Here is a 16,100-nt window from a genome sequence, read left to right as displayed (position 1 = left end):
GACGTGACGCTTACGGGGCCTGTGTTCCGGGTGGCCCGGCCCCGGGGGTGCTAAAACCGGGCGCGCGGCCCGTTCGGCATCCGGACGGACCGGCCCCGCGTGGTGACGGGAGCGAGCACAGCGTGACGGATTCAGCCGCGGTCGCGCCAGGAGCCCGGCGGATGCGCCGGCGGGACCAGGTCGGCGACGAGACCGTAGTGGTCGCTCGCCCACACACCGTCCACCGCCTCGGCGAACACCCGCTCGCACCGCGTGACGTGGAGTGTCGGCCCGTGGTCGCCGCAGCGGACCATGACGTAGTCGATGCGCCGCCCCTCGTCCTCCGGCATGTCGCCGCGCCGGACAAGGGGGTTGGCCGGCGAGAACGTGTGGCCTGGCTCGTCCGGGTGGGCCGCCGCCCACGCGTCCAGGTAACAGACGCTCACGCCGTCCAGCGACTGGCGCCCCGTCCAGAACCGGACGCTGGCCGCGTCCGGAGCCGCGTCGAAGTCGCCCAGCAGCACGACGTGCCCCGAGCCCGCCATGGAGTCGATCAGCCGGGCCGCCATGACGGCCTGCGCCTCGCGCTCCGCCTCGTACCCCCGGGGCCAGCTCGGCTTGTGGTGAGCGATCAGTACCGTCCCGAACGGCCCCGGAGCCCGCACCTCCACCACCGTCAGGCCACGCCACGCGCCCGCTTCCGTCCGCCCCGTGTCCGGGAAGGCGGTCGCCCGTACGGCGCCGAGCGGCCAGCGGCTCGCCAGTACGGCGCCGACGCCGCTCGCCGACCAGCGGGGGTGCGCGACCAACTGCCAGCCGCCGCCCAGCAGTTCGGCGGTTCCGTCGTGGTCCCCTTCCCCGACCACCTCTTGCAGCGCGACGATGTCGGGGCGCCAGCTCTCGATGCCCCGGGCCAGTACGTGCCTGCGCCGGTCCCAGTCCGCGTAGGTCCGCTCCAGCACGTTCACCGTCATCACCCGGAGAGTGCCCCTGACCGCGCCCGCACGGCCCTCAGCCATGGAAGCGGATCACCCCCTTCGGCACGACGCGCATGCCGGCACGGCGCACCCGGTCCCCGCGCACACGTCCGGGTGCGCCCGGTCCCCGCGCACGGTGTCATCGCGCGGGCGCCGCACCGGCCCTGCGGCGGTCCAGGCGCTCGCGCTGGGGTACGACGGTGTACTTCGGGTCCTCGGCCGAGGCGCGGCCCGCGTGGAAGACCGCCAGCCGGGTGCAGGCGGAGGCGGCCAGCAGGGCGCCGCCGGAGAGCACCGCTGCGGTACGTGACCGGGTGGCGGCCGTCGCGCACAGGGCCCCCGCGGCGGTGAGGCCCTTCGCCGCGCGCGAGAAGCGTCCCGCCGTGCCGGTGCGGTAGGTCTCGGCGATCATGCCGAGGCGGCCCTCCATCGCCCGGGTCGCGCCGCTCTCCAGCGCTGCGCCGAACAGTGCGGCGCCCCGCGCGGCACGTGCCTCGCCCGTGGGGCCGGTGAGCAGGGCCATTCCGGCGGCGGCAGCGGTCGCGGAGCCCGCGAAGACGAACGGCAGCTCGCGGTAGCCCTCGTGCCAGGCAGGCACGGCCGTATCGGCTGCCAGGACGGCGGTGTAGGTGGCGACGGCGGGGCCGAGGAGCCCGGCGCCGACGGTCGCGGCCGTGCCGGTGCGCGGCAGCAGCCCCGTGAGGTCGCTGACGGCGGCGGCGCCCGCTGCCGGACCGTAGGCGGCGAGCAGCCAGGAGCCCATGCTCATGGGCGAGGTGGGCTTGACGACGCGCAGCATGTTCGCGAACCGTGAGGGCCTGCCGAGGTCATGGATGAGGGCTGCGGCCGAGCCCGCGATCGCGACCGTCGAGGAGACCTTGAGCGCGCGTGCCGTCACCGGGCTGCCGGTCAGATGCGCGCCGGTTGCCAGCACCGAGCCCGCGCCTGCGAGGCCGCCGAGGAAGAAGTACCCGGCGATGTTGGCGGGCTTCCACGCGGGGATGTTGAGGACGGGCTTGCCGTAGTAGGAGGTGAACTCGGCGCGCGGGACCACGGTTTGCTCGCCCCTGCCGCTGCGCCGCCCTCCCTTGCGGCGCCGGCGCCACGGGCCCGGCGTGGCGGGTTCCGATCCGTTGCCGCTCGTCGGTGTGCTGCTCATCGGCGTGCTGTCCCCTTTCCGGCGCGGCCCGTTCCGGCGAAGACGGCGGCGGCTCCGGCGAGCAGAGTGAGCGCGGCCGTACCCGCGTGCCGCCACATCGCGGGCAGGTCGCGGGTGGTGACGACGGGGTCGGGCGGCAGGCCGTAGACCTCGGGTTCGTCCAGCAGGAGGAAGAACGCGCCGTCGCCGCCGACGCCGTCCTCCGGGTCCGCGCCGTAGAGCCTGGCGCCGCTCACTCCGGCAGCCTGGAGTTCCCCGACCCGCCGTTCGGCCTGCTCGCGCAGCGCGTCGAGCGGGCCGAACCTGATGGACTCGGTGGGGCACGCCTTCGCGCAGGCGGGCTCCTGTCCGGCGCCGAGCCGGTCGTAGCACATGGTGCACTTGAACGCGCGTCCGTCGCCCGGCCGTTGCTCGATGACGCCGTACGGGCAGGCGGGCACGCAGTAGCCGCAGCCGTTGCAGATGTCCTCCTGGACGACCACGGTGCCGAACTCCGTACGGAAGAGGCTGCCGGTGGGGCAGACGTCCAGGCACGCCGCGTGCGTGCAGTGCTTGCACACGTCGGAGGACATCAGCCAGCGCAGTTCGGAGCCGTCCTGCGGGGTCGTGCCCGGCGCTTCGGAGCCCTGTCCCGCGAGGGAGAAGACATCGACGCCCGAGTGGTCGGGAGCTGAGGGCAGAGCCTCGGCGGGCCTGCTCTGTTCGATGAAGGCGACGTGCCGCCAGGTGGAGGCGCCGAGCCCCTGGGTGTTGTCGTAGCTCATCCCGGTCAGCTCCATGCCGTCCTCCGGGATCGCGTTCCACTCCTTGCAGGCCACCTCGCACGCCTTGCAGCCGATGCAGACCGACGTGTCGGTGAAGAAGCCGACCCTCGCGGGACGTTCCTCATCCCGCAGGGTGGGCCAGGGCAGCTGATCCGTCACCCGCGTACCTCCGTTCCCGTCTCTTCCGTGACCCCCGCGCGCTCGCGGTAGCCGGACAGCAGCGCCAGGAGTTCGGGGCCTCGCGGGCGCCGTCCGGGCCTGATGTCGGCGGTGAGCGCCTTGACCTCCTGGATGTGGACGTTGGGGTCGAGTGCCAGCGCGGTCAGCTCGTTGGCCGCGTCGCCGCGCGAGTAGCCGTTGCGCCCCCAGTGGTAGGGCAGCCCGATCTGGTGAACCTCCTGGCCGCCCACCCGCAGCGGCGCCATACGCGCGGTGACCAGGACCCGCGCCTCGACGGCCCCGCGCGCCGTGACGATCGTGGCCCAGCCGGCGTGCTCCAGGCCGCGGGCCGAGGCGAGCTGCGGGGAGACCTCGCAGAAGAACTCGGGCTGCAGCTCGGAGAGGTACGGCGACCAGCGGGTCATACCTCCCGCCGTGAAGTGCTCGGTGAGCCGGTACGTGGTGATGACGTACGGGTAGACGCCGGAGCCGGCCTCCCGGCCGCTGGGGTGGTAGCGGTTGTCCTCGTGCGCGAAGAGCTGCCGTACGGGGCTGCGCTGCTGGTGGGGGTGGAGGGGGTTGGTGACGGGCGAGTCCTGCGGCTCGTAGTGGGTGGGCATGGGGCCGTCGACGAGTCCGGCCGGCGCGTACAGCCAGCCCTTTCCGTCGGCCTGCATGATGAACGGGTCGGTACCGGAGAGCGCGTCGGGCCCCGTGGCGCCGGGCTCCGGGCGGAAGGAGGGTGCGCGGTCCTCGATGAAGTCGGGGACGTCGTAGCCGCTCCAGCGGCCGTCCGCTTCGTCCCACCACACCAGGGACTTGGCGGCGCTCCAGGGTGCGCCTTCGGGGTCGGCGGAGGCGCGGTTGTAGAGGATGCGCCGGTTGGCAGGCCAGGACCAGGCCCACTCGGCGGCGATCCAGTTCTGTTCGGTGTGCGGCTTCTTGCGCGCCGCCTGATTGACGCCGTCCTTGTAGACCCCGCAGTAGATCCAGCAGCCGCAGGTGGTGGTCCCGTCGTCACGCAGCTCCTGGTAGCGGGTGAGTGGACTGCCGTCCGGGTGACGGCCGTTGATCTCGGCGAGCACGGATTCGGCGACCGGCTCGTCCAGCGGCCCGTCGACCGGGTAGTCCCAGGTCAGATCGAGCACAGGCCGGTCTGCCCGCTCGGTGGAGCCGCGCAGCCGCTCCTTGATGCGGCGCCCGAGGTGGTACGTGAACCACAGGTCGCTGCGCGCCTCGCCGTCGGGCTCCTTGGCCGGGTAGTGCCACTGGAGCATGCGGTTGGTGTTGGTGAACGAGCCCGCTTTCTCCGTGTGCGCTGCCGCGGGGAAGAAGAAGACCTCGGTACCGATGTCTTCCGTCCGCAGTTCGCCGGTCTCGGTCTCGGGGCCGTCCTTCCACCAGGTCGCCGACTCGATGAGGGAGAAGTCGCGCACGACGAGCCAGTCGAGGTTCGCCATGCCGAGCCGCTGCATACGGGCGTTGGCCGAGCCGACCGCCGGGTTCTCGCCGAGCAGGAAGTAGCCCTTGCACTCCCCCTTGAGCTGCGCGAGCACGGTGTCGTACGTGCTGTGCGAGCCGGTCAGGCGGGGCAGATGGCCGAAGCAGAAGTCGTTGTCAGCCGTGGCCGCCTCACCCCAGTACGCCTTGAGCAGGCTGACGACGTAGGCGCCCATGTCGCCCCAGAAGCCCTTGTCCGTGCGCATGGCGCTGACGAAGTCGGCCAGGCTCTCGTCCTGGTGCGCGTGCGGCATCGGGATGTAGCCGGGCAGCAGGTTGAACAGGGTCGGGATGTCGCTGGAGCCCTGGATGCTGGCGTGCCCGCGCAGCGCCTGGATACCGCCGCCTGGGCGGCCGATGTTGCCCAGCAGCAGCTGGAGTACGCACGCGGCGCGGATGTACTGGGCGCCCACGGTGTGCTGGGTCCAGCCGACGGCGTAGGCGAACGCCGAGGTGCGCTCGCGCCCCGAGTTCTCCACCAGCGCGCGGCACACCTCCTCGAAGGTGGCGCGCGGGATGCCGCAGGTCTCCTCGACCATCTCGGGGGTGTAGCGGGCGTAGTGCCGCTTGAGGATCTGGTAGACGCAGCGCGGGTGCTGGAGCGTGCGGTCGTGCCGGCGCTCCCCGATGACGGGCGCCCCGCCCGACCCGTGCGTCTCGGACTGCCCGGCCGGCGGGAAAGCGGCGGGACCGCCCGCGAAGCCGGGGCCGCCAGCCGCCGGCCCGGCACCGTCCCGGCTTGCACGTTCCCGGGCGCCGACCCCGCCGTCCCCGGCCTTCCCGGCCCGCCCGGCCTTCCCGCTGTCCCCGGACCCGGCCTGCCCCGTCTTCCCCGCGTCCCCGCTCTCCTCACCGTCCGCGCGTTCCTCGTAGAGCGCGTCCCGCTCCCCCGCCGCCGCCTGCACGAAGCCGCCGCCCTCGTACTGCCAGGTGGTCAGGTCGTAGTCGCCCGAGTGCTCGTCGAGGCCCGAGAAGACGCCGTCGAGGTCCTCGGTGTCCGCGAAGTCCTCGCCGACGAGGGTGGAGGCGTTGGTGTAGTCGAGGACGTACTCGCGGAAGTCGGCCCCGGTGCTCAGCACATGGTTGATGAGGCCGCCGAGGAACGCGATGTCCGTTCCCGCGCGGATCGGTACGTGCAGATCCGCCAGCGCACTCGTACGGGTGAAGCGCGGATCGACGTGGATGATCTTGGCTCCGCGCGCCTTGGCCTCCATCACCCACTGGAAGCCGACGGGGTGGGCCTCGGCGAAGTTGGAGCCCTCGATGACGATGCAGTCCGCGTGCTGGAGGTCCTGGAGGAAGGTGGTGGCGCCGCCGCGTCCGAACGAGGTGCCCAGCCCCGCGACGGTCGAGCTGTGGCAGACCCGCGCCTGGTTCTCGATCTGCACCACGCCCAGGGCCGTGAACAGCTTCTTGATGAGGTAGTTCTCCTCGTTGTCGAGCGCCGCGCCACCGAGCGTCGCGAGGCCCAGGGTGCGGTTGACGCGCACGCCGTCCCGCTCCTCCTCCCAGGTCTCCCCGCGGGTGCGTACGACCCGGTCGGCGACCATGTCCATGGCCGTCTCCAGGTCCAGCCGTTCCCAGTCCTTCGCGTACGGGCGGCGGTAGAGCACCTCGTGGCGCCGTGCGTCACCCGTGGTGAGCTGGAGCGTCGCAGAACCCTTCGGGCAGAGCCTGCCCCTGCTGACCGGGGAGTCGGGGTCGCCCTCGATCTGCACGACCTGCTCGTCCTTGACGTACACGTCCTGGCCGCAGCCGACGGCGCAGTACGGGCAGACCGACTTGACGACCCGGTCCGCGTCCTCCGTACGCGCCCGCAGGTTCCGTGTGTGCTCCGAGGCGGCCGAGTCCCCGCGGCCCAGCGGGTCTTCGCCGGTGAGCTGCCGGTAGACCGGCCACTCCCTGATCCAGGTGCGTACGCCCATGCCACGTCCTCCCAGCGGTCGCCGCGCGGCGCCCAGGGAGCGCCGCGCGACACCAGTTCCCCGCTCGCCGCCGATGACACGTGCGGGGTAGGGGTTCCGCCCCGGTGGGCGTGTACGGGCGGGCCCGTCCGCTGTACGGGCCCGCCGGTTCAGGCCGCCTTCCTGGCGCCGCCCGCCGGACTCTTGCCGCCGAGCGCTTCCAGGAGCTGCTCACGGGACATACGGGAGCGTCCCCGCACCCCGCTCTCGGTGGCGCGCTGGTACAGCTCGTCCTTCGACAGGTCCTTCAGCGACGTGTCCCGCGCGCCTCCGCCTTTCGATGCGGCCTTGCTACGGGAGGAGGACCGCCCGGACGAGGACGAGCGGCTGGACGACGAGGACCGGCCGCCACCGGAGCCCGTGCCCGTGCGCGTACGGCGGCGCGCGGAACCGGACTTCCGGCCGCCGCCTTCGGGCCCGGCCTGCCTGATGCTGCGTTCGAGCGCCTCGGTCAGATCGACGACGTTGGTGGCTTCCGGCGGGCCCTCGGCCGGGGTGATCTCCTCGCCGTTGGCCTTGGCCTTGATCAGTTCGCGTACGCGGTCCTCGTAGGTGTCGCTGTACTCCTCGGGATGCCACTCGGTGCTCATCGTCTCGATGAGCTGCTGCGCCGTCTTCAGCTCCTTGGTCCGCGACTGCTGCCCCTCCGGGAGCGAGGGCAACTCCTCGTCCGGGTCGCGTACTTCGTCGGCCCAGCGCAGGGTGTGCAGGGCCAGCACGCCGTCCTGGGCGCGCAGCGCCACCAGGTACTCCCTGCTGTGCATGACGAACGTCGCGATACCGATCCTGCCCGACTCGGCCAGCGCCTTGCGCAGCAGTTCGTACGGCTTGGTGTACCCCTCCCCGCCAGGGGCGAGGTAGTAGGCCCTGACGAAGTAGACGGGATCGACCTCGTCGCTCTCCACGAAGCCGCTGACGTCGATGACCTGCGACTTCCCCGGAGCGATCTCCTTCAGCTCCTCGGGCTCGACGGTGATGTACTCGCCGTCGCCCAGGTCGTAGCCCTTGACGATGTCGTCCTGGTCGACCGTCTTGCCTGTGCGTTCGTTGACGCGCTTGTTGCGGATGCGGTCGCTGGTCCCGCGCTGCAGCTGGCGGAAGTGGATGGTGTGGTCCTCGGTCGCGGCGAACAGCCGCACCGGGACCGTCACCAGACCGAAGCTGACCACTCCGCTCCAGACCGGGCGTGCCATGGCGCCTCCTGCGGTTCCGCCCCTCCTCGAACGGTCGGTCCCACCCCTCCTGCGGACGGCTGTGTCAGACCTTGCCGCGCCATCCGCCGGTCTCGCTGCCGCGCTTCTCGATGAAGTCGCGGAAGCGCTGCAGGTCGCCCTTGGCCTTGCGGGTGACGAAGCCCAGCTTGTCGCCGACGGAGTCCGCGAGGCCCTGCGGGTCGTGTTCGAGCTGGAGCATCACCTTGGAGTGGTCGTCGTCGAGCCGGTGGAAGGTGACCACGCCCGACTGGCGGACCTCACCCTCCACGGTGGTCCAGGCCACGCGCTCGTCCGGGATCTGCTCGGTGATCCGGGCGTCGAACTCGCGCCGTGTGCCGCCGATCTCGGTGACCCAGTGGGTGAGCGTCGGGGTGCGCTGCTCGATGCGCTCGACCCCGTCCATGAAGCGGGGGAAGTCCTCGAACTGCGTCCACTGGTTGTACGCCGTCGTCACCGGGACGGCCACCTCGATGGACTCCTCTACCTGTGCCATGGCCTTCTCCTGTTCGGTCGGCCGCTCGTTCACGGTGCGGACAGCGGCCCGTCCGGGCTGACCGGCGGGCCGCGCTCCGTCACCGCCGGAGAGTGCGGGGGCCACTCCCCGGCGGCGACAGCCGGGTACCCGGCATCGGCGTCGCATAACGCCTGCTTCGCCCCGCTTTCCCCGCCACACCGGGCCGCCTGCCGGGCCCTCTCCCCTGCCCCGCCGGCCGACGGGGCGCACCAGCACGGCGGCTCACCGGACCTCCGCGCGTATCTCACCATTCAGACTCGTGTTGCAGATAACGGGAAACTATTGCCAAGAACGCCACTTGGTCTCGAATCTGCTGTAAGCCGGTCCGAGAAGCACCCGGGCCGGCCCGCATGATCATGAGAGGCCACCCACCTTGAGATACGTCCCGGACACCTTGGTTCTGCTGGACGCCCCGGATGCCGACGGCGGCTCCCCGGGCCCCGTCCCCGTCCGGACCCCCGACCGCACAGGCCGTACGGGTCACACGCGCCGCGTTGGTCACACGCGACTTACGCGCCTCACGGGCCGCACGGGGGTCGGCTCCGTGCGCGTCCGCGGCATATCCGGCCGCGCGGTCAGGGGATCGTGATGGCGGCGCCCTCCCCGGCGGCCCCCTCGTCCGAGGCCCCCGAAGCCGGGTCCAAGCCGCTCGGCAGCGACGACTACGCGCTCTCCCGCGTTCCGCGCGACAAGCGCCTCGGCTTCTGGACCATGCTGCTGCAGTGGCTCGCGCAGTCCGGGTCGATCTCCCAGTTCACGCTCGGCGCGACCATCGGCGTCGGCATGACCTTCGGCGGTGCCCTCCTCGCCTTCACGCTGGGCGCGGTCATCCTGGAGGCGGTCATCTTCGTGATCGGCCTCGCGGGCATGCGAGAGGGCCTGGCGACACCGCTGCTGACCCGCTGGGCGGGCTTCGGGCGCAACGGTTCGGCGCTCGTCAGCTTCGTCATCGCCGTGAGCCTCGTCGGATGGTTCGGCGTCCAGAACACGATCTTCGGTGACAGCGTCTCCGAGCTGGCGGGCGGCCCGTCCTGGCTGTGGTGCGTGGTCGCGGGGCTGGCGATCACCACGCTGGTCATCTTCGGCTTCCGCTACATGGCGCTCTTCGCCAAGATCGTGACGCCGCTCTTCTTCGCCATGGTGGCCTGGTCCGTCACGGACGCGCTCATGCACCACTCCGTCACGGAGCTGATCGACTCCCCGCCGCCCGGGGAGACGATCCCGCTGGCCGTCGCCGCCACCGCCATCGCCGGTGGCTTCATGACGGGTGCGATCGTCTCGCCCGAGATGACCCGCTACAACAAGAAGGGCTGGCACGTCTTCGTACAGGGCGCCTCGTCGATGATCCTGTCCGAGTACATCGTCGGCATGACCGGTGTGCTGCTCGGCCACATGGTCAAGAGCAGCGAGGTCTCGCACATCGTGCTCTCCACGTCAGGCGTCTTCGGTGTCCTGGTCGTCCTGATGTCCACCGCGAAGGTCAACGACTGGAACCTGTACGGCTCTTCGCTCGGCGTCGTCAACTTCTTCCAGGTCGTCTTCGGCAGGCGGCTGCACCGCGGCGCGGTGACCATCGTTCTCGGACTCGCGGGCACGCTGCTGTCGGCGGTCGGCATCATGACCCACTTCACCGGCTTCCTGTCGATCCTCGGTGTGACCATCCCGCCCATCGGCGGCATCATCGTCGCCGAGTACTGGGTGGTACGGCGCATGGCCAAGCCGCTCGTGGAGACCCGGGAGTCGGGCAAGCTGCCCGCGACCTCTCCTGCCTGGGTGCCGATGTCGCTGGTGATCTGGGCGGCGGCGTTCTGCGTCGGCAAGTTCTACGACGGCGGCATTCCCGCCCTCAACTCTCTGATCACCGCCTTCGTCCTGTACTCCGTGCTCGGGCTGCTCGGCTGGATCAAGACGTACGGCACCACGAATCTGGAGGACGCGGAGCCGCAGGACGCTTCCGCCGTCCGCGGCACCACCCTCGAAGGAGCGGCATGACCACCGAAGTCCCGGACAGCGGCATCAGCACCGAAGTTCCCGAAGCGGTCCAGAACGAGGTCATCGACCTGTGCGCCGAACTGATCCGCTTCGACACCTCCAACCCCACCAGCGACGAGCGGGCCTGCGCCGACTGGGTCGTGGCCAGGCTCGCCGAGGTCGGCATGGAGTCGACGCTGGTGGAGAGCGCCCCGGGACGCGCGAACGTCATCGCCCGTATCCCGGGCGCCGACACCTCGCGCGGCGCGCTCCTGGTACACGGCCACCTCGACGTGGTGCCGGCCGATGCGGCCGAGTGGCAGGTGCCCCCGTTCTCCGGCGAGATACGCGACGGCTATCTGTGGGGCCGCGGAGCCATCGACATGAAGGACACCGTGGCCGTGATGCTGGCCACGGCACGGCACTTCGCGCGTACCGGCATCCGTCCGGCGCGCGAGATCGTGCTCGCCTTCCTCGCCGACGAGGAGGCGGGCGGCAAGTTCGGCGCGCACTGGCTGGTCGAGCACAGGCCCGAACTGTTCGCCGGGGTCACCGAGGCGATCGGCGAGGGCGGCGGCTTCTCCTACGCCCTGGACGACTCACAGCGGCTGTACCCGATCGAGAACGCACAGCGCGGCATGGCCTGGATGGAGCTGACCGCGACCGGCAGGGCCGGTCACGGCTCGTCACCCAACGACGAGAACGCGGTGACGGATCTCGCCGAATCGCTGACCCGGATCGGCCGCCACACCTTCCCCGTCCGCCTCATCGAACCCGTACGGGCCCTGCTGCAGAAGGCGGCCGATCTCCAGGGCATCACCGTCGACTTCGAGGCCGAGGACCTGGACGCGGAGCTGGCCAGGCTCGGCCCGGTCGCCGACTTCACGCAGGTGGTGCTCCGCAACTCCGCGAACCCCACCATGTTCTCGGCCGGCTACCAGACGAACGTCATCCCCGGTAAGGCCACGGCCCGCGTCGACGGCAGGTTCCTGCCCGGGCACGAGGACGAACTCCTCGAAGCCATCGACGCGTTGCTGCTGCCGTCGGTCGACCGCGAGTGGGTCAACCATGACATCGCCATGGAGACCCCGTTCGAGGGCCGCCTCGTCGACGCCATGTGCGCAGCGGTGCGCGCCGAGGACCCGGAAGGTCACCCCGTGCCGTACTGCAATCCGGGCGGCACGGATGCCAAGGCGTTCACGAAGCTCGACATCCGCTGCTTCGGCTTCAAGGGCCTGAAGCTGCCGCCCGACCTGGACTACGGGCGGCTCTTCCACGGCGTGGACGAGCGGGTGCCGCTGGAAGGTCTGCGCTTCGGGGTCCGCGTGATGTCCCGCCTGTGGCAGGACTGCTGACGGGCCTGACGGGCTTGCACGAGGGCCGTGTGCGGGGCGCGTACGCGAGACCGTACGCGCCCGGCTGACGGGCGACCGGCGGCCGGCCACGGCGACCGGATTCACCGGCCGGGAGAGCTTGCGGGCTCTCCCGGCCGGTGACCGTAACGAGAGGCGGGACGCGAGGTGCCAGGCGCGAGGGCTTCCGTCAGTGGGCCGCCATGTCGCTCACACCGCTCACCTCATTGGGCTTGTTCTTGAGGGTGCCGGTCGCCTTCTTCTCTCCCGAGGCCAGGTCGATCGCGTGGATCTTCTTCTTCCCGGGGTCGGTCACATAGGCCGTGCCCTCACGCACCCACAGCTCGGGCCTGGGCTGCTGCCAGTCCATCGGCTCACGCCACTTGCCCACGGCCGCGATCGAATCGGTCTTCTTCCCTGTCCCGGGGTCGATGACGTGGATCTTGCCGTCGGTACCCAGTACCAGGGCCTCGCCCTCGGGCCCGCGCGCGAGGGACTTGAAGCTGTAGCTCGCGCCCAGGTCGACGAGCTTCATCTTGCCCGTCCGGGTGTCGATGAGTGACACCTGCTCAGGGCGCTCCAGCTCCGCCTCGGGGTCCTTCTTGTAGTCGCCCAGGACGACGGCCGACTTCTCTGAGCCCCGCTGGTTGCCGATCCGCCCGTAGTCGTCCGGGCTGTCCACCTTCTTGATCTTGCCGTCCTTGTAGACCAGCGCACCGTCCTCGCACCCGATGACGACCGCCTCGTCCTTCGCGGTCGCCTCACCGTGCACCTCGGGGCACTTCTCGCTGCGCCGGATCTCCTTGCGGTCCTTGCCGAGGACGACGATTCCCTTGCGCTTCTTCGCGGTTCCCAGCGTGGTGACCAGTTCGCCGTTCTCCAGCTCGACGGAGACACCGTGGTGCGGCGAAGGTGCCTTGTACGTCTCGGTCTTGGGCTTTCCGCTCCCCAGGCCGGCCGGGTCGAAGATCCGGGTCTCCCCTGTTCCGTCGGTGAACAGCACGGTCTTTCCCGCGTGCTGGACGACGTGCCCCGGCTCGGCCCCCTTGAACTCCACGTCCGTCAGCTTCTGCCCGGCCGCGTCCAGCACCCGGAATCCCGCGGGTGTGGAGACCATGATGTGCCGGTCGTCGCCTGCGGGATTGACCCGGTTGAAACCCTTCAGCGGCACATTCTTGGCGACCTTGAGCGACTCGCCGTCGAGTACGGATATGCCGCCGTCGTACGTGACGGCGAGCGGTTTCCTGACGCTCGAAGCCGCCTGCTTCTCCTCTCCCTTCGCCGAACCCGATCCGGTGTCCTCTCCGCCGCACGCGGCGATCGCGACCGACGAGAACAGGAGGGCCGAAACGGCAGCCGCCTTTCTCATACGAGACCTGCTGTCCATCACTCATATTCCTTTCGACGCCATGGTCTTCTGACCAGGCTGGGTGAATCAGGGGGATGAATCACACGCGGGACGGATACCCTTCGCGTGTCAGGACTTCGAAAGCCCTCGTTCGATAGCGGTCGTGTTGGAGCGCATCATCTGCAGATAGGTGGCGGCTCCCTTTCCCTTCTCTGTGAGCGACTCCGAGAAGAGGGGAATCACCGCCACATCGACCTTGCTCTCGCGTTTCAGCACCCGCGCGAGGCGGTCGGGCTGCGAGGAGTCGACAAAGATCGCTTTGACTCCCGCCTTGTCGATCGCCGTGGCCAGCGACTTCAGGTCGGCGGCGCTGGGCGAGGCGAGTGTCGTACCGCTCGGAATGACGGCGCCCACGACGCGGAGTCCGAAACGCTCGGCCATGTACCCGAAGACATGGTGATTGGTCACCAGCCTGCGCCGCTTCTCCGGGATCGAGCCGAAGCTCTCGCGCATCCAGTCACCGAGCCGGCCGACGCTCTTCCCGTAGGCCGTGGCGTGTTCCCCGACCGCCTTCGTATCGACGCCTTCGACCTCTTTCCGCACCTTGTCGCCGATCAGCTCGACGGCCTTGCGTACGCGATACGGGTCGGTCCAGAAATGCGGGTCCGACTGCCCCTCCGACTTGTCCGTGCGGTATGCGAGGGGGGAAACGGCCTCGCCCACACCGAGCGTCGGAACGCCCGCTTCCTTGGCGGCCTCCACATGGCGCAGCACGTTCTCTTCGAGGCCGAGACCGTTGTAGACCACGAGGTCGGCGCTTTCGAGCTGCGCGGCCTCGGCGGCCGAGACCCCGAAGGAGTGCGGGTCGGCGTTCGGTTTCATCAGCACTTTCACATCGGCCTCGTCACCCACGACATTGCGGGTGATGTCACCCAGGATGTTCGTGGTGACGACAACGGTGGGACGGCCGCCCGGCTTTCCCGAGCACCCGGCCAGTCCGGCGAGCGCGGCGCACACGAGGGCGACGGCAACCGCAGCGGTGCCCCGCCGTGTTCTGTTCCCCGCTCTCCTCATACCGGTCATCGCCCCGTCTCGACCATGTGGCTGGGCGTGAAGTCGAGCGCGAAGGAACGCGCCTTGCGCAGATCGTCGTTGTAGTCGATCTCATAGACTTTCCTGGCCCCGATGTCGTTGACGTACGCACGGTTCGCGTCGATCTCCACGACGGTCCTGTCCCCCTCCTTCTTCCCGGGAGGGTCCTTCAGGATCTTCTTGCTCGCGATCTCCTTACCGTCGGAGATCTCGTACGACTTCAGCGTTCCCGACCTGTCGAGGGCGACGAGCGGGGCGCCTTCGCCCGCCGTGTTCGCGGCGATTACGGGCCCTGTTTCGATCAGCTTCCAGCGGCGGTCGGCCACGTCCAGGATCCAGACGCCCTTGTCCCCGGCCTTCGCCGTCAACGTGGTGCTCTGCGAACGGTGTTGAAAGGATTCGGGCCGTTCATCGGCGGCCACTTTCCGGCCGAAGGCTATCTTCTCGGCCGCCGGTTTCCCGGAGGCGGACTTCACGAACAGGGCACCGTCGGCGCACCCGAACACCACTCCCCGCCGCGTCACGGCCGCACCCCGCAGATCGCGGCATTTCTCTTTCAGGGTGGTCTTCGTCCTGCCCCGCTTGTCGCGCGCCTCGATCACGGTGCTCCCGCCTGGCCCGGAAACCGGCACCAGCGCGTTCCCCTCGTAGGGGACGACGGGTCCCTTCCGTACGTCGTCGAAAGTGGCCGTCTTCCGGAGCTTTCCCTTCTCCATCCGCGCGTGGTCCAGGACCTTCGCCGTGCCGTCGCCGAAGGTGACGGCGGTCAGGGAGGTGCTGCTGTAGACGTGTTCCGGCTTCTTTCCCGCGATGTCGCCCAACTCGCGTGCCGCGGCGCGGTAGTAGTGGATGTGGTCACCGTGATCGACCATCCACGACCCGCTGTCGAAGACCTTCGCGCCACCTCCCTCACGCGCGTAGGCGAAACGTCCGTCCGTTCTCAGCGTGGCCGCCTTGTCCGTCCGGCCGAGCGCCGTGGTCTTCCCCTTGATGAGGTCCAGCAGCTCGACCTTGCCGCTTTCCGCGTCCGACAGCACGAGCCGGGACTGCTGTTCCGCGGTCTCCTCCGCGCCCTCGACATATCCGTGCGGCTTGGCTGAGGATTTCGGCTTCGCCCCGGCGCTCTCCCCTTCGCCCTCACCACCACCGCACGCCGCGAGGACGGGGCTGAGCAGAAGGGCGGCCACCAGGACCGGCGCTGCCTTTTTTCGGTTCCGAATCATGCTGAGTGCTCGTATTCCCTTCGGGGTTGGTCATGGGGAGGAATCTCGGCGGCTTTCCCCAGGCGGTTCCGTATTCCGGCAGCGGAAACGGAGAGGAAGAACAGGAGGACCGCGACGGCGGCGATGGTCGCCCCCGCCGCCGTGCCGAGGTGCCAGGACAGCGACAGCCCGGCGAACGTGGCGCCCACTCCGCAGACCGCGGCTCCGCACATCACCGCGGGAACGCGCCGGGCCCAGGGCAGCGCGGCGGCGGGCGGCGCGATGAGCAGCCCGAAGACCAGCAGCGTGCCGACCACATGGAACGAGGTGACGATCGCGAGCGTGACCAGGCCCAGCAGGACCGCGTGCGCCGGCCGGGGGCGCAGCCCGAGGGTGTACGCCTTGCGCTCGTCGAAGACGAGAGCGACGAAGGAACGGTGTGCGAAGACGGAGACCGCGACGGTGACCACCAGCGCCACCGCGAGATCAACCAGGTCCCGCTCGCGCACGGCGAGCACGTCGCCGAAGAGGAACCCGGTGAGGTCGACGGCGAAGGACTGCGACCGAGAGATGATGATCACGCCGAGCGACAGCATCCCGACGAACAGCAGCCCGATCCCGGTGTCCTGGGAGAGCCGCCGCGTCCGTCCGAGAACCGTCACGCCGCACGCCATGACCCCGGCGCTCACCGCGGCGCCGACCAGCAGGTTTCCCCCGTAGAGCGAGGCGATGGCGACGCCAGGCAGCATGCCGTGCGACATCGCGTCCCCGAGGAACGTCATACCGCGCAGCACGACCCACGTTCCGGTCACGGCGCAGATCAGGGAAACCAGGACCCCGCTCCACAGAGCCCGCTGGACAAAGGCCACTTCGAAAGGGCCGGTCAACCATTCCATGCGGCGGAC

At 70.1% G+C, this 16,100-nt stretch carries 12 protein-coding genes; 2 read left to right on the top strand and 10 right to left on the bottom strand.

The window, feature by feature from the left end; translation table 11 throughout:
- Positions 1-131: 131 nt before the first annotated feature.
- From NMN56_RS09540 to NMN56_RS09515, 6 genes are all read right to left on the bottom strand, one after another.
- On the bottom strand, positions 132-998 hold the full coding sequence (locus tag NMN56_RS09540; protein ID WP_274042502.1) for an endonuclease/exonuclease/phosphatase family protein: 867 nt from the start codon (positions 996-998) through the stop codon (positions 132-134).
- Positions 999-1,095: 97 nt separating this feature from the next.
- The gene (gene nrfD, locus NMN56_RS09535) at positions 1,096-2,115 is read right to left on the bottom strand and encodes an NrfD/PsrC family molybdoenzyme membrane anchor subunit (protein ID WP_274042501.1); all 1,020 of its coding nucleotides are present in this window, start codon (positions 2,113-2,115) and stop codon (positions 1,096-1,098) included.
- A complete protein-coding gene (locus NMN56_RS09530; protein WP_274042500.1) occupies positions 2,112-3,038 on the bottom strand; it encodes a 4Fe-4S dicluster domain-containing protein in 927 nt (308 codons plus the stop codon). Before NMN56_RS09530 ends, nrfD begins: the two co-directional genes overlap by 4 nt.
- Complete coding sequence (locus NMN56_RS09525; protein WP_274042499.1) at positions 3,035-6,463, bottom strand: molybdopterin-dependent oxidoreductase; 3,429 nt, start codon at positions 6,461-6,463, stop codon at positions 3,035-3,037. The genes NMN56_RS09530 and NMN56_RS09525 overlap by 4 nt, the downstream gene beginning before the upstream one ends.
- A 149-nt stretch (positions 6,464-6,612) precedes the next feature.
- A complete protein-coding gene (gene ku, locus NMN56_RS09520; RefSeq protein WP_274042498.1) occupies positions 6,613-7,695 on the bottom strand; it encodes a non-homologous end joining protein Ku in 1,083 nt (360 codons plus the stop codon).
- 64 nt (positions 7,696-7,759) lie between these two features.
- Entirely contained in the window at positions 7,760-8,209 is a 450-nt protein-coding gene (locus tag NMN56_RS09515; protein WP_274042497.1) for an SRPBCC family protein, read from the bottom strand.
- Positions 8,210-8,818: 609 nt separating this feature from the next.
- Here NMN56_RS09515 and NMN56_RS09510 point away from each other — a divergent pair.
- The gene (locus tag NMN56_RS09510) at positions 8,819-10,222 is read left to right on the top strand and encodes a cytosine permease (RefSeq protein WP_274042496.1); all 1,404 of its coding nucleotides are present in this window, start codon (positions 8,819-8,821) and stop codon (positions 10,220-10,222) included.
- Positions 10,219-11,556, top strand: coding sequence for a M20/M25/M40 family metallo-hydrolase (locus NMN56_RS09505; protein WP_274042495.1), 1,338 nt, complete (start codon positions 10,219-10,221; stop codon positions 11,554-11,556). The genes NMN56_RS09510 and NMN56_RS09505 overlap by 4 nt, the downstream gene beginning before the upstream one ends.
- 187 nt (positions 11,557-11,743) lie before the next feature.
- On the opposite strand, the gene aztD is transcribed toward NMN56_RS09505, so the two are convergent.
- The 4 genes from aztD to aztB form a co-directional block, all read right to left on the bottom strand.
- On the bottom strand, positions 11,744-12,940 hold the full coding sequence (gene aztD, locus NMN56_RS09500; RefSeq protein WP_274042494.1) for a zinc metallochaperone AztD: 1,197 nt from the start codon (positions 12,938-12,940) through the stop codon (positions 11,744-11,746).
- A 90-nt stretch (positions 12,941-13,030) separates the two neighbouring features.
- Positions 13,031-13,984: a zinc ABC transporter substrate-binding protein AztC gene (gene aztC / locus NMN56_RS09495; protein ID WP_274042493.1), complete on the bottom strand. Its 954-nt coding sequence runs from the start codon at positions 13,982-13,984 to the stop codon at positions 13,031-13,033.
- On the bottom strand, positions 13,981-15,216 hold the full coding sequence (locus NMN56_RS09490; protein ID WP_274042492.1) for a hypothetical protein: 1,236 nt from the start codon (positions 15,214-15,216) through the stop codon (positions 13,981-13,983). Before NMN56_RS09490 ends, aztC begins: the two co-directional genes overlap by 4 nt.
- A complete protein-coding gene (gene aztB, locus NMN56_RS09485; protein WP_274042491.1) occupies positions 15,213-16,091 on the bottom strand; it encodes a zinc ABC transporter permease AztB in 879 nt (292 codons plus the stop codon). The genes NMN56_RS09490 and aztB overlap by 4 nt, the downstream gene beginning before the upstream one ends.
- Between the last annotated feature and the right edge of the window lie 9 nt (positions 16,092-16,100).

Source organism: Streptomyces iconiensis (assembly GCF_028657195.3).
Lineage (GTDB): Bacteria > Actinomycetota > Actinomycetes > Streptomycetales > Streptomycetaceae > Streptomyces > Streptomyces iconiensis.
The sequence above is the reverse complement of the archived record's forward strand: the minus strand, read 5'-3'. Positions and strand labels throughout refer to the sequence as shown.